Annotated in this window: 11 protein-coding genes and 1 pseudogene; 6 read left to right on the top strand and 6 right to left on the bottom strand. The window is 72.2% G+C overall.

The window, feature by feature from the left end; genetic code table 11:
• Positions 1–12: 12 nt before the first annotated feature.
• The 3 genes from AB0873_RS10370 to AB0873_RS10360 are packed head-to-tail and all read left to right on the top strand — an operon-like array spanning position 13 to position 2389.
• Complete coding sequence (locus AB0873_RS10370) at positions 13–1338, top strand: glycosyltransferase family 87 protein (RefSeq protein WP_366599374.1); 1326 nt, start codon at positions 13–15, stop codon at positions 1336–1338.
• Positions 1339–1341: 3 nt separating this feature from the next.
• Entirely contained in the window at positions 1342–1974 is a 633-nt protein-coding gene (locus AB0873_RS10365; protein WP_155329637.1) for a phosphoribosyltransferase, read from the top strand.
• A gap of 19 nt (positions 1975–1993) precedes the next feature.
• Positions 1994–2389 (top strand): zf-TFIIB domain-containing protein, encoded by a 396-nt coding sequence (locus AB0873_RS10360; RefSeq protein WP_366599373.1) that lies wholly within the window; start codon positions 1994–1996, stop codon positions 2387–2389.
• 370 nt (positions 2390–2759) lie between these two features.
• Here AB0873_RS10360 and AB0873_RS10355 read toward each other — a convergent pair.
• Both AB0873_RS10355 and dnaB read right to left on the bottom strand, forming a co-directional pair.
• Positions 2760–2888 (bottom strand): annotated as a pseudogene (locus AB0873_RS10355) (helix-turn-helix domain-containing protein); the annotation flags it as partial.
• Positions 2889–3028: 140 nt separating this feature from the next.
• Entirely contained in the window at positions 3029–5605 is a 2577-nt protein-coding gene (gene dnaB / locus AB0873_RS10350; protein WP_366599372.1) for a replicative DNA helicase, read from the bottom strand.
• 397 nt (positions 5606–6002) lie between these two features.
• Here dnaB and AB0873_RS10345 point away from each other — a divergent pair, with 397 nt between their 5' ends.
• Positions 6003–7550 (top strand): hypothetical protein, encoded by a 1548-nt coding sequence (locus tag AB0873_RS10345; RefSeq protein WP_366599371.1) that lies wholly within the window; start codon positions 6003–6005, stop codon positions 7548–7550.
• A 121-nt stretch (positions 7551–7671) separates the two neighbouring features.
• On the opposite strand, the gene rplI is transcribed toward AB0873_RS10345, so the two are convergent.
• From rplI to rpsF, 4 genes are all read right to left on the bottom strand, one after another.
• The gene (gene rplI, locus AB0873_RS10340; RefSeq protein WP_155329633.1) at positions 7672–8118 is read right to left on the bottom strand and encodes a 50S ribosomal protein L9; all 447 of its coding nucleotides are present in this window, start codon (positions 8116–8118) and stop codon (positions 7672–7674) included.
• Between the two features lie 14 nt (positions 8119–8132).
• Positions 8133–8372 carry a 30S ribosomal protein S18 gene (gene rpsR / locus AB0873_RS10335; RefSeq protein ID WP_007073789.1) on the bottom strand — a complete coding sequence of 80 codons (240 nt, stop codon included), beginning with the start codon at positions 8370–8372 and terminating at the stop codon, positions 8133–8135.
• A 41-nt stretch (positions 8373–8413) separates the two neighbouring features.
• Positions 8414–8941 (bottom strand): single-stranded DNA-binding protein, encoded by a 528-nt coding sequence (locus AB0873_RS10330; protein ID WP_196255805.1) that lies wholly within the window; start codon positions 8939–8941, stop codon positions 8414–8416.
• An 80-nt stretch (positions 8942–9021) separates the two neighbouring features.
• On the bottom strand, positions 9022–9312 hold the full coding sequence (rpsF, locus tag AB0873_RS10325; protein ID WP_076468436.1) for a 30S ribosomal protein S6: 291 nt from the start codon (positions 9310–9312) through the stop codon (positions 9022–9024).
• A 616-nt stretch (positions 9313–9928) separates the two neighbouring features.
• On the opposite strand from rpsF, the gene AB0873_RS10320 reads away from it, so the two are divergent.
• Positions 9929–10720 carry a deoxyribonuclease IV gene (locus tag AB0873_RS10320; RefSeq protein WP_366599370.1) on the top strand — a complete coding sequence of 264 codons (792 nt, stop codon included), beginning with the start codon at positions 9929–9931 and terminating at the stop codon, positions 10718–10720.
• Complete coding sequence (locus tag AB0873_RS10315; protein WP_366599369.1) at positions 10717–12966, top strand: hypothetical protein; 2250 nt, start codon at positions 10717–10719, stop codon at positions 12964–12966. Before AB0873_RS10320 ends, AB0873_RS10315 begins: the two co-directional genes overlap by 4 nt.
• Positions 12967–12979 lie beyond the last annotated feature (13 nt).

Raw genomic sequence — 12979 nt, 5'->3', positions numbered from 1 at the left:
AGACTGGCCCGCGTGACCGTCGCCGCCCCGACCGTCCGCCGCCGCGGCTGGCGCGTCCTCGACACCGCCAGCGGCGGCCTCGCCCTCGACCTGACCCTGTACGCCGCTTCGGCGGCGTTCGCCGCGGTCACCGCACTGACCTCCACGCTGCTCCCGCACCGGGCCTGGGGCGCGGTCGCCGCCGCCGGGTACCTGCTCGCCGGCCTCGCCGTCACCGCTCAGCTCCTGATCCGCCGCCGCCACCCCGCCTCGCCGCTGACCGGCCTCTCCGCCCGCTGGGCGGTCACCGCGTTCGCCTGGGCCACCACCGCCCTGCTCCCGGTGATCCTGCAGAGCACCGAACGGGCCGGTGGACGTACCGACCGGGCACAGGAGGAGGTGATCGTCGTCGAGGAATCCGGGCACCGCCTGGTCGACACCGGCACCCCCTACCTCGGGCACGACGCGATCGCCGCACTACCCCCCGGTGAACAGCTGCTCGGCTACACCCCGTACCAGCCGGGCATGGCCCTCTTCGGCCTGCCACGGGCCGCCGTCGACGCCGCCTGGACCGACGCCCGGGTGTGGTTCGCGCTCGCCACCGCCGCGGCGCTCGCGCTCGCCGTGCGTACCCTCCGGCGGAGCGGCGTCCCCGGTGCGCCGGGCGGACGGGACGCGGCGGTACTGCGTGCCGTCCAGGCCGCCACCGTGCTGCCCGTCTGCGCGCTCACCCTCGCCACCGGCGGTGACGACCTTCCCGTCCTCGCGCTCTGCCTGCTCGCGCTCGCGTTCGCCGCCGCCGGCCGGCCGGGCCGAGCCGGCGTGGCCGTCGGCCTGGCCGGCGCGCTCAAACTCTTCGCGTGGCCCGTCGCCCTGGTCCTGATCATCTGGGGAACGACCCGGCGCGCCGGGGGGCGGGTGGCCGCCGGCGCCGTCGGCCTGCCGGTCGCCGCGCTCCTGCCCGTGCTGCTCGTCGACCGCGACGCGCTGGTGGAGAACGTGCTCCGCTTCCCACTCGGCCACGGTCTGGTCACCAGCCCCGCCCAGTCACCCTTCCCCGGCCACCTCGTCGCCACCGCACTGCCGGCCGGCCGCGCGTTCGCCGTCGTGCTCCTGCTCGCCGCCGGGCTGGCGATCGCCGTCCGGCTCGCCCGCCGCCCGCCCCGCACCGCCGCCGACGCGGCGCTCGTCTGCGGGTACGGGCTGCTCGCCGCGATCCTGCTCATGCCCTCCACCCGGTTCGGGTACCTGCTCTACCCGCTGGCCTTCCTGGTCTGGGCGCCCGCGCTGGCCCGCCCGGTGGGTTCGGTGGGATCGGCCAACCACCGGGCGGAGGGCGCCGACACGGCGTACACCTGAGGAATGACCACCTACCGAGACCGGGCCGAGGCGGGTCGGATGCTCGCCGACCGGCTCACCGCCCTCGTCGGCGACCCGGGCGTCATCGTTCTCGGCCTGGTACGCGGCGGCGTACCCGTGGCCGAGGTGATCGCCCAGCGGCTCGGCGCCCCCCTCGATGTCCTCGTCGTCCGCAAGCTCGGCATGCCCTGGGCCCGGGAGGTCGCCTTCGGCGCCCTCGGACCCGGCGGTGTGCAGGTGCTCAACGACGTGGTCGCGAGCCGGCTCGGCCCCGAGGACATCGCCGAGGTCCGCCAGCGCGAGCAGGCCGAGCTGGAGCGGCGCGAACGCCTCTACCGCTCCGGCCGTCCACCGCTGGACCTCACCGACCGCACCGCCGTGATCGTCGACGACGGCCTCGCCACCGGGGCCACCGCCCGCGCCGCCGTCCAGGTCGCCCGTCACCTCGGCGCCCGCCGGGTCATCGTGGCCGTTCCGGTCGGCTCGCAGGAGGCGTACGAGATGCTCTCCGCCGAGGCCGACCAGGTCGTCTGCCCGCAGCATCCCCCGGAGTTCATGGCGGTCAGCGCCTACTACGACGACTTCCACGAGGTCCCCGACGACGAGGTCATCGACGCGCTGAAGGCGACCGCGTGAGCCGACCAGGTACGGTCGGGTGATGAGCCTCACCTGTCCCAAGTGTCACGGAGAAATGCGCCAGTACGAGCGCAGCGGCGTCGTCATCGACCAGTGCGGCGAGTGCCGGGGAATCTTCCTCGACCGCGGTGAGCTGGAGAAGCTGTTCGAGGCGGAGGCGAACTGGAACCGCCAGCACGCCGCGCCCGCCCCGGCCCAGCCCGCCCACCAGCAGGGCGGCTACCCGCCGCCGCCCCCGCCGCCGCCCGCCCCGGCTCCCCACCAGCCCGGCTACGGCGCGGTGCCGCCACCGCCACCGCCCGCCCACGGCTACCCGCCGGCCCCCGCGTACGGGCACGGGCAGCAGCACCACGGCTACCACGGCCACTACCGGCGGAAGAAGCACAAGAGCTTCCTCGACGAGATGTTCGGCTGAGCCGACCGGACGCCGACGCGGGAGGGGCCCAGGGGCCCTTCCCGCTAGGCCCTCGATACCGGCCCAGAGTGACGAGCCGATCCGCCAACCGTTCCGAGCGGAACGAGAACTGGCACGAGTGATGGGTCGGGTTTGGCGCCGAGATGGCGCTCGTCGAACCGAGAAAGGCGCGGAGTTCGGCAAGGTGGGATCGGTCCCGCTCCGCGAGACCCACTGCGATCTGGGGGATGTGGTTCGGACGGTAGCTGATCGACCCATCGGCGAACAGGAAGCCGATCCAGTAGCAGGCGTCGGACGTCAACTCATCGAAGGCATCGTGGCGCAGGGTGTGGACGATACGCCGAAGGGCGACACCCCGCCGGGGGACAAGTCCCCTCACAGAGGGCTCGCTGATGCCGTACGCCCGGGCAAGTTGACCCGGTGTCGCTCCCTCCTGGTAGCGCTGGACGACCTCAGCCCGCTCCGCCTCCGTGAGCTTCCCGCTGACGCGTGCCGGTATCCCACGACGTCGTAGCAGGCCCCGAACCGCTTGCCGGGAGATGCCTTAGGACTGCGCAACGTTGGTGAGGCTTTCGCCAGCCAGCGCCCGATCGACGGCCGCAGTTCGCTCTGCCGCCGACAACCGCGCGCCGGTCTGCCTCATACGATCGCCATGTCGACGAAGCGCGACAGGTGGAGTTGCGCCGCGACCGTCACCGTGTCAGTCGGACCATTCCGATGCTTGGCGATTATGAAGTCCGCCTCCCCAGCTCGTGGCGACTCCTTGTCGTAGTAGTCGTCGCGGTGGAGAAGGATGACAACGTCCGCATCCTGCTCAATTGATCCCGATTCGCGCAAATCGGACAATTGCGGGCGCTTGTCGGTGCGTTGCTCCGGGCCACGGTTCAGCTGGCTGACCGCGATGACCGGGCACTCGACCTCCTTGGCCAGCAGCTTGAGGCCACGCGACAGGTCGGCCACCTCCTGCTGCCGGCTCTCGGTGCGCTTCGGCGACGTCATCAGCTGGAGATAGTCGACGACGATGAGCTTCAGGTCGTGCTTCTGCTTGAGCCGGCGCGCCTTGGCCCGGATCTCCATCAGGTTCATGCTCGGCGTGTCGTCGACGAAGAGCGGTGCCTCGCTGATCTCGCCCATGCACCGGGCGAGCTTCGTCCAGTCGTCGTCGGAGAGTTGGCCGCTGCGCAGCACGTGCAGCGGCACCCGGGCCTCGGCCGAGAGCAGCCGCATGACGATCTCGACCTTGCTCATTTCCAGCGAGAAGATCGCCGACGCCTGGTTGGCGCGGATCGCCGCGTTGCGGGCGAAGTCCATGCTCGCAGTGCTGTTGTGCGTGGGGATCATGGCACGGCCAGCCAGGTAAAGGTGGTCCGGGTTGTCGACCGTCACGCAGCGAACCGGCACGCTGGGCACTGGCCGAACATCGACGATGAACCGGCTGTCGGTGCGCGCCGTACTGCTGGCGCGGCGGCGGCTCGTGTGCAGGTCGCGCTTCCGGGTGAGCCGGAAGACCTCCTCGTGCGGGGTGAAGTTCAGGTGGTAGGCCGTCGACGTCTCGGCAGTACGCCCACGCACGGGCTTTCGCGAGATCGAACACCGGTACCCGAGGCTGACCACCAGCTCATGGACGTCCTCGGCCAACACCTGAGACGTCGTCGTGTACTGGACGTCGCCCGTCGGGGTGACCGTGCCGTGGGTGTCGAGCAGCCCTGCGAGCAGCGCGCGGCGCTGCTGCTCGCTGGCGCGCAGGTACTCCTGCGGGATGTGCTTGTTGTTCAGTGCCCCCAACGCGTGGCTTCCGGCGCTGTGGCCGTCGCCGAGCCAGGCGCCGAGGGTGTACGGCGGGACGGGCAGGTCGCGGCCGGGAAGCTGGAGGGGCTTCGCATTCTTCACGGCGTGGTTCAGCCGCCGGTCGGCGGTCGGGGTGCGCAAGGTGTCGCGGATCTGCGCGGTGGTCACCACGTCGGTCCGCTCGACGGCGGTCATCGCCTCCCGCCAACGATCGACGCGATGCAGCAGCGCGCCGTACAACTCCCGGGCTGGGTAGGCGCGAGCGGACCGTCCTCGCCCGGCACCACCTCCGCCGCGCCGCGTGCTGTGCCGAAGGTTCCTCGCCACGCGCTGTGCGGTGTGCACGAACTCCGCACCGACCGGGTCGACGAGCTCGGCGACCGTGCGAGTCTGGCCATCGGTGGAGGCGTGATGCGCCTCGCGCAGGCCGTCGATGGCGCGCGCCGACCAGTGGGACTGGCGGGGAGCGGTGGCAGAGCGTCGACCATCCCGGGTGGTCGTCTTCCAGAGGTGCTCGGCGTCGGCGACGATGACGCTGCCGTCGGAGAACTCCACCTCGTAGCACAGGCGGTCATGCCGAACCTCGAACGCGGCCGTCACCCTCGTCGGTCGCCCCTCGGCGTCCAGCAGGTGGTCGCCGACCTTGACCTCGCCCATGGTGGTCCAGCCGTCCGGTGTCGGCAGGGGGGTGTCGAGGGCGAGCGCCTTTCCGAGACCCGGCCGGCCGGCCACGATGATCAATTGCCCGGCGTGCAGGCCGTTGAGCAGGCGGTCCAGGTCGGTGAAGCCGGTGGGCACGCCGGTCATGACGCCGCCCTGGGCGCCGACCGCCTCGATCTCGTCGAGGGTGGGCTGGAGCATGTCGGCGAGGACGGCGAAGTCCTCGCTGACCCGTCGCTCGGTGACGTCGTACACGGCCTGCTGGGCGAGGTCGACGATGTCGTCGACGTCGCGGCTGCCACCGGCGGCGGTGCCGTAGCCGAGCTGGACGATGCGGGTGCCGGCCTCGACGAGCCGGCGGAGGACGGCGCGCTCGCTGACGATGCGCGCGTAGTACGCGGCGTTGGCCGCGGTGGGCACGCTGGCGATCAGGGTGTGCAGGTACGGCGCGCCGCCGATCCGGACCAGGTCGCCGGAGTCGGCGAGTGCCGCCGCCACGGTGATCGAGTCGGCGGGCTCGCCCCGGCCGTAGATCTCCAGGATGGTGTCGAAGATGGTGGCGTGGATCGGCCGGTAGAAGTCGTTGCTCTTGAGGATCTCGACGACGTCGGCGATGGCGTCCTTGGAGAGCAGCATGCCGCCCAGCACGCACTGCTCCGCGGCGATGTCCTGCGGTGGTGTCTTCTCGAACTGGCCGTCGCGCTGCGCCGGCGCGGGCGGCTGCCCTCCGGAGCGCGGGTCCGCCCGCATGTCGTCGGTGACCGACACGGTCCCCCCTCACGCCGTCGGATCCTCGTCCCAGCTCTACCGCCGGGGTGTGACAACAACTCCGACCTGCCGTGCCGATCGGGGGTCATCGTGCGGTGGGCCGGGTGGTCACCATACGGAACCCGCGGTGAGCCGCTCAACAGCACCGGTGGACGAGTCTCGGGACAACCTGTGGACGCCGGTGGACGAGCATGTGCGCAGCGTGTGCACAGGCTGTGGACAACTGTTGGGGAATTCGCCCCGATACGGCCGTGAGCTGCGGCGACGTCGTCCCCACCCTGTGGACGACAAAATCTCGGCCAGACTCCGGCCTCATTTGTCCCGTACTATCTCCACCATCGGCTACACCTGGACAGCGGATATTGCGCTTTCGGTTGAGAAGGGTCACGCTCCGGCCGTGAGTTACCGGGACTGGGGACGCGGAGAGGACGGTCCGCGCGGGCGACGCTCCATCGCCCGGTGGGACGATCCCGCCGACCCGCCGGCCGCCCCCTACGCCTCCGGCTCCGGCGACTACCGCACCCCGAGCCGTCGCCGTGCGATCGAGCGTGGCCAGCAGGAGCCGGTCGACACGTACCTGCCGCGCTGGGCCCTGGAATCCGGCGTCCGGCGGGCCGACGGTGGCGGGCGGCACGCGGCCCCGGACGACGACGATGACGGGTACGAGGTGGACCCTCCCCGGCCGTCGGGGGGTTGGCGGGACACCGAGCCGACGAGCGGTTGGCGCCGCGTCGCCGAGACGAGCTGGCGGGAGACGCCCGCGATCGGCGCCGGGCCGGACTCCGACCACACCCGGGAGTGGACCTTCGACCGCCCACAGGAGCAGGGGTACGTGGGGAGCCGGCGGGCGGACGACGAGCCGGTGTCCGACGTGGGCCCGCAGGCGCGGCCGAGGCGCGCCACGTCCCGCCGACAGCAGGTGGTGTGGTCCGGGATCGACGAGGCGGAGGAGCCGGCTGAGCCGGGGCCGACCTGGTCGACGGAGCGACCCGGCGGGCGGAGCCGCCGGTCGGCCACCACGCCGCCGGTGGATCCCTGGGATCGGGAGGCGCGTCGCGCGGCGGAGCCGGAGTCGTCGTACCGGCCCGCCGTCGACCCGTGGGACGCGTCCGGTGTGCACGCGTGGCAGCCGGCTGGCGAGGTCGACCGCTGGGGCCGCGCCGACACCCCGGGCCGGTGGCGGCAGCCGGACGACACGGCCCAGTGGCGGCAGCCGGACGACACGGCCCAGTGGCAGCAGCCGGACAGCACGGGCCAGTGGGACCGGTACGCCGAGCCGCGCTGGGACCAGACGGAGGTGCCCCGCTCGGACGGCGGCACCGGTGGTTGGTCGTGGGCGAGGGACGACCGGGAGGAGGGTTTCTGGTCGGGCACCCGGTTGGCCGGGGACGACCCCCGGTGGATGGACGCCCCGCCGTCGGCTCCGCGCTCGCCGGTCGTGGCGTACACGGCTCCCCGGCCGCGTACCGCACCCCGGCGGCGGGTCGATCCGCCGCCCGGTTCCGCGTCCGCGATGGCGGCGGTACGGCGCCGGATCGAGACGGCGGGTACCGGTCCGTGGGCGCGCCGTCTCGAGGACGACCTGCTCGATCCGGATCCGGGTGGACCACTTCGGCCGCTGCTCTACACGGCGGCGTGCTATCTCCTGCCGGCCATGGTGATCTTCGTGTGGCTGCTGACGCTGGACGGCTCGGCCCCGCCGGGGTGTGTGACGGACATCAGCGGCGGGGGGTGCGACTCGCCGCGGTCGCGGGCGCTCGGTTCGCTCGTGGAGGGCCTGCCGCGGTTCGGGTTGGCGTTGGCCAGCAGTCTCGTCGTGGCGTTGCTGCTGCGTCGGGTCGGGACGACCTGGCGTGCGGCCACCGTGGCGTTGGCGGCCGCGGTCGTCGGCGGGGGTCTGTCGACGGTGATGATCAGCGCGGTCACCGGCCAGCCGATCGGCTGACGGACGCCGTCCGGCGCACGCCGTGCCGGACCCGCTTTCCTGTTCCGTCGCCCGCTGGTGCCCGGGACGGGACAGGGCCCGCGCCGGTCGGCGCGGGCCCTGTCGTGGTGCTGGTGAGGCGTCAGCCCTGGGCAACCGTGAGGTTGAACGTGGCGGTCACCTCGGGGTGCAGCTTGATCTTCACCGGGTAGGAGCCGGTCGACTTGATGTGACCGGGCAGCTCCAGCCGGCGGCGGTCGAGCGTCGGGCCACCGGCGGCCTTGACGGCGTCGACGACCTCGGTCGGGGTGACCGAGCCGAAGAGCCGGCCGCCGTCGCCGGCGCGGGCCTTCAGGGTGACCTTCAGGCCCTCCAGCTGGCCCTTGACCTCGTTGGCGTGGCCGAGGTCGCGGATCTCACGGGCCGACCGGGCCCGCTTGATGAGCGTGACCTGCTTCTCCGCGCCCTTGGTCCAGGCGATCGCGAAGCCCTGCGGCAGCAGGTAGTTGCGGCCGTAGCCGTCCTTGACCTCCACGATGTCGCCCGGGGTGCCGAGGCCGGACACTTCCTGAGTGAGGATGATCTTCATGTCCGTGCCTCCTCTCAGCGGGCCGTCGCCGTGTACGGCAGAAGCGCCATCTCACGGGCGTTCTTGACCGCACGAGCGATCTGCCGCTGCTGCTGCGAGGTCACGCCGGTCACCCGCCGAGCGCGGATCTTGCCGCGGTCGGAGATGAACTTGCGCAGCAGCGCGGTGTCCTTGTAGTCGATGTACGTGATCCCGTCCTTGTCGAGCGGGTTCACCTTCTTCTTCGGCTTGCGAAGTGCCGCAGCCTTGGCCATTGCTCTTGCTCCTGGTTTGCGATCGCGGGCGCTCGGCGCCATCAGAACGGGGGCTCCTCGTCGAAGTTGCCGCCACCCGAACCACCGCGCGAGGGGGCCGGAGCCGCGGACGCCCAGGGGTCGTCGAAGTTGCCTCCGCCGCCCTGGCCGCCACCGCCACCGAAGCCGCCGCCTCCGCCACCGGAGCGGGACATCTTCTGCACCTTCGCCGTGGCGTAGCGCAGCGACGGGCCGATCTCGTCGACCTCCAGCTCGATGACGGTGCGCTTCTCACCCTCACGGGTCTCGTAGGACCGCTGACGCAGTCGGCCGGACACGATCACGCGGGTGCCGCGCTGCAGCGACTCCGCGACGTGCTCGGCGGCCTGCCGCCAGACGGTGCACGAGAGGAACAACGGCTCGCCGTCCTTCCACTCGCCGGACGCCTTGTCCATGAACCGGGGCGTCGAGGCGACCCGGAACTTGGCGACCGCCGCACCCGAGGGGGTGAATCGCAACTCGGGGTCATCGGTCAGGTTGCCGATGACCGTGATGGTGGTGTCTCCTGCCATGACCATCTCCTCGCGCACTCATCGTCTCGCCGTACAGGCTCTCAGAGCCGTCCGACAATGCCGACGAGGCTGATCCGGGGTGCCGGGGCGGGATGCGACTAGCGCATCTCCGGCCGGATGACCTTGGTGCGCAGCACCGACTCGTTGAGTCGCAGCTGACGATCCAGTTCGGCCACGGCCGCAGGCGTCGCCTGCAGGTCGATGACGGCGTAGATGCCCTCGGCCTTCTTGTTGATCTCGTACGCGAGGCGCCGGCGGCCCCACACGTCGGTCTTCTCCACCGAGCCACCCGCGGTCCGGATCACGTTCAGGTACGTGTCGAGCGACGGGGCGACGGTGCGCTCCTCGAGGCTGGGGTCGAGGATCACCATGATCTCGTAATGACGCAAGACGTGCTCACCTCCTGTGGGCTAAGCGGCCACGGTCCTTCCGTGGCAGGAGGTCGTGCGTCGTGGCCCGTGCCGGACCCGGGGGAACCCGGCCGGACGCGGACAACCGGACCAGGATACCCGGTCCGGACGATCATGCGCGGGGTGGTGGAACGGTACGCCGGGCACACGCCGACGGGGGCCGACCCGGACGTCGATGTCGAGGTCGGCCCCCGTGACGGAGGCCGCGGGGCGTCCCGTCCGCATTCCTTGGGTGGGACCTGGGGAGGAACGACCACACCGATGAGGTTGGACCGGAGACGCCCCGCGGAGCTTCATCATGTTGTTACCCGACGTTATACCGAGTCGCGCGCCTTGTCGGAAATATCGGCAGATCACAGACAATTTTTCTTCTGTGGCGATTCGGGTTCCGGAGCTGTCCCCGCCACGCCGGGCCGCGCGGCGGGGAGCCCCTGCATCGAGGTGTCCGCACGGCCCGCACAGCTCGGCGCTTCGCCGGACCCGCGACGGACCGTCCGTCCCACTCCCCTCAACGACGGCCCACCCCGTCCGGTGACGCCCGAGCCCGCCACCGCCGGCACACCAGGTGTCGGCGACTCGACGTAGGCTCCCCTGCATGCGTATCGGAGCCCACGTCGATTCGACCGATCCACTGGCGGAGGCGACCGCCAGAGGGGCCGAGGCCGTGCAGTTCTTCCTCGCCGACCCGCAGGGGTGGAAGGCGCCGAAACCCCGGGAGGACGCGGAACGGCTCCGGAGCGCCCACGTCGATCTCTACGTGCACGCGCCGTACGTCGTCAACGTCGCGACGCTGAACAACCGCATCCGCATCCCCAGCCGCAAGCTGCTGCTCGCGCACGCCCGGTCGGCGGCGGCCATCGGCGCGCGGGGGCTCATCGTGCACGGCGGCCACGTCAACGCGGGCGACGACATCACGGTCGGCTTCGACAACTGGCGCAAGACCTTCGCGTACGCGGCCGACTCGGGCGGCTTCGGTGTGCCGGTGCTGATCGAGAACACGGCCGGGGGCGAGAACGCCTGCGCCCGACGCCTCGACGCGCTCGCCCGGCTCTGGGACGCGATCGGTGACCACGAGGTGGGCTTCTGCCTGGACACCTGCCACGCCCACGCCGGCGGCGAGGAGCTGCTCGGCCTGGTCGACCGGGTCAAGGCCATCACCGGGCGGATCGACCTGGTGCACGCCAACAACTCCAAGGGCGCCTTCAACTCGGGTCAGGACCGGCACGACAACCTCGACGGCGGCACGATCGACCCGGAACTGGTGGTGGCCGTGATCCGGGCGGCCGGCGCCCCGGTGGTCGTGGAGACGCCGGGCGGGGTCGACGGCCAGACCGCCGACATCGCGTTGCTGCGCGACCGGCTCGGCACGGGGGCTCCGGCCGCATGACCCCCGAGACGTCCGGCGGCTCGCGCCCGTCGCGCCCCGACGTGGCCACCGGAGCCCCCCGGTCGGGCAGCGACACCCGGATGCCCGCCACCGACCCGGCCGGCGCCACCACGTCGGCGAGCCGGGCCGCTGACGCGGACAGAACCACCGACGAGCCGGGAGCCGGCACGGCCGGCGCGGGCAAGGCGACGGACGATCCCGGAACCGGCACGGCCGGCGTGGACCGGCCGGCGGACAAGCCGGCAGCCGGCGAGACCGGCACATCCGAGCCCACGGACAAGCCGGCAGCCGGCACAGCGAGTACGAACCGGCCGGCGGACGAGCCCACGGACAGGCCGGCAGCCGGCACAGCGAGCACGGACAGGCCGGCGGACGAGCCCGCCGCGGGGACGGCCGGCAGCGACGGGCCGGCCAGGGGTGGCGCCGTGGCCACCGCGGCCGGCAAGGACGCCGCGACCAGCACCGAGGAGCGCGACCCGTTCACCTCGTTCGCGCCTGCGCCCGAGCCGGTGCCGACCCGCGCTCGCCGCGCGACCCGCACCGCCGGCCGGGTGTTGGTGCACGAGTGGACGCTCGCCGTCCTCGGCTCGCTCGTCCTGGCCGTGCTCATGACCTGGCCCACGCTGAGGTACCCGCGCTACACGCTGCCGCAGGACACCTGGGACCCGAGCCTCCAGTCCTGGCAGATGGCGTGGTCCGGCCACGCGCTGCTGACCGATCCGGGCCGGCTGTGGCACTCCAACGCGTTCTTCCCGGAGCGGTGGAGCTTCGCCTTCTCCGACACGCTGCTGGGGTACGCGCCGGCCGGGATGATCGGCGTCGGCCCGGAGGCCGCAGTTCTCCGCTACAACCTCATGTTCGTGCTGGCGCACGCGCTCGCGACGTTCGGGGCGTACGCGCTGGCGCGGCAGTTGGGGGCCGGTCGGATCGGTTCGGCGGTGGCCGGTGTGAGCTACGCGTACGCGCCGTGGCTGCTGGCCCAGGCCGGGCACCTGCACGTCGTCTCCAACGGCGGGATCCCGCTGGCGCTGGCCATGCTGGCGCGGGGGCACGGGTGGTCCCTGCGCCACGGCTACCGCCCGGAGAAGCGCCGGGTGGGCTGGGTGTACGCGGGCTGGCTGGTCGCCGCGTGGCAGCTGAGCCTGGGCTTCGGCATCGGGTTGCCGTTCGCGTACGTGCTCGGCGGGATCGTCCTGGTCTCGGCCGTGACCTGGTTCCTGCGGCGCTGGGTGGTCCGCCCGGTGAAACGCCCCTTCGGCAACCGGCTGCTCACCGCCGACGTCGTCGGCGGGCTGGTCTTCGCCGGTGTCGGCGTGCTGCTGGCGATCCCGTACTTCCAGGTGGCCGACCTGCACCCGCAGGCGGAGCGGAGCATCGGCGACGTCGCCCTCTTCTCGCCGCCCGCCACCGGCTTCCTCACCGCGCCGGGCGAGTCCCGGATCTGGGGCGGCCTGCACGAGGGGGCACGGGCGACGCTGCCGTGGCACCCGGAGATGACGCTGCTGCCGGGCTACGTGCTCTACGCGCTGGCCCTGGGCGGTCTCTTCTTCTCGGTCTGGCGCGTCCGGCACCGGGTCCTGCTGTTCGCGGGTGTGCTGGTCAGCATGGTGCTCGCGATGGGCACGGAGTTCTTCGGCGGCCGGTTCACGTACGTGCCGCTCTTCGAGCACCTGCCCGGGTGGAACGGGCTGCGGACGCCCGGTCGGCTGATGCTCTGGGCGACGCTGCTGCTCGGCCTGCTCGCCGCCGGCGCGGTGAGCGCCTTCGCCGCCCGCGTCCGCGAGATCTCGGCCGAGCGGATCCCGTCCTGGCCGAGCCCGTGGCTGCGGATCGCCACGCTGCTCCCGCTGCTGCTGGTGACCGTCGAAGGGTTGAACCGCACCCCGCACCCGGTCGTGCCGGTGCAGCCGGCGGCGATGCGGGTGGTCGACGGCCCGCTACTGGTGCTGCCGAGCAGCCAGAACCACGACCAGCCGGTGATGCTCTGGTCCACCACCCACTTCCAGGACATCGTCAACGGGGGGAGCGGGTTCACCCCGGCCCTCCTCGACGAAGTCCGCCGACTGACGATCTCGTTCCCCGACCAGACCAGCGTCGACTACCTGCGCACGCTCGGCGTCCGCAACGTGCTGATCGTCCGCGACCAGGTCGCCGGCACGCCGTGGGAGGTCAGCATCGACGCCCCCGTCGACGGCCTCGGTATCACCCGTGACGAGATCGGGGACGTGGTCGTGTACCGGCTGTGAGCCGGTCCGGCCG

It is taken from the genome of Micromonospora sp. NPDC047707, assembly GCF_040704235.1.
Taxonomy (GTDB): Bacteria; Actinomycetota; Actinomycetes; order Mycobacteriales; family Micromonosporaceae; genus Micromonospora.
The sequence above is the reverse complement of the archived record's forward strand: the minus strand, read 5'-3'. Positions and strand labels throughout refer to the sequence as shown.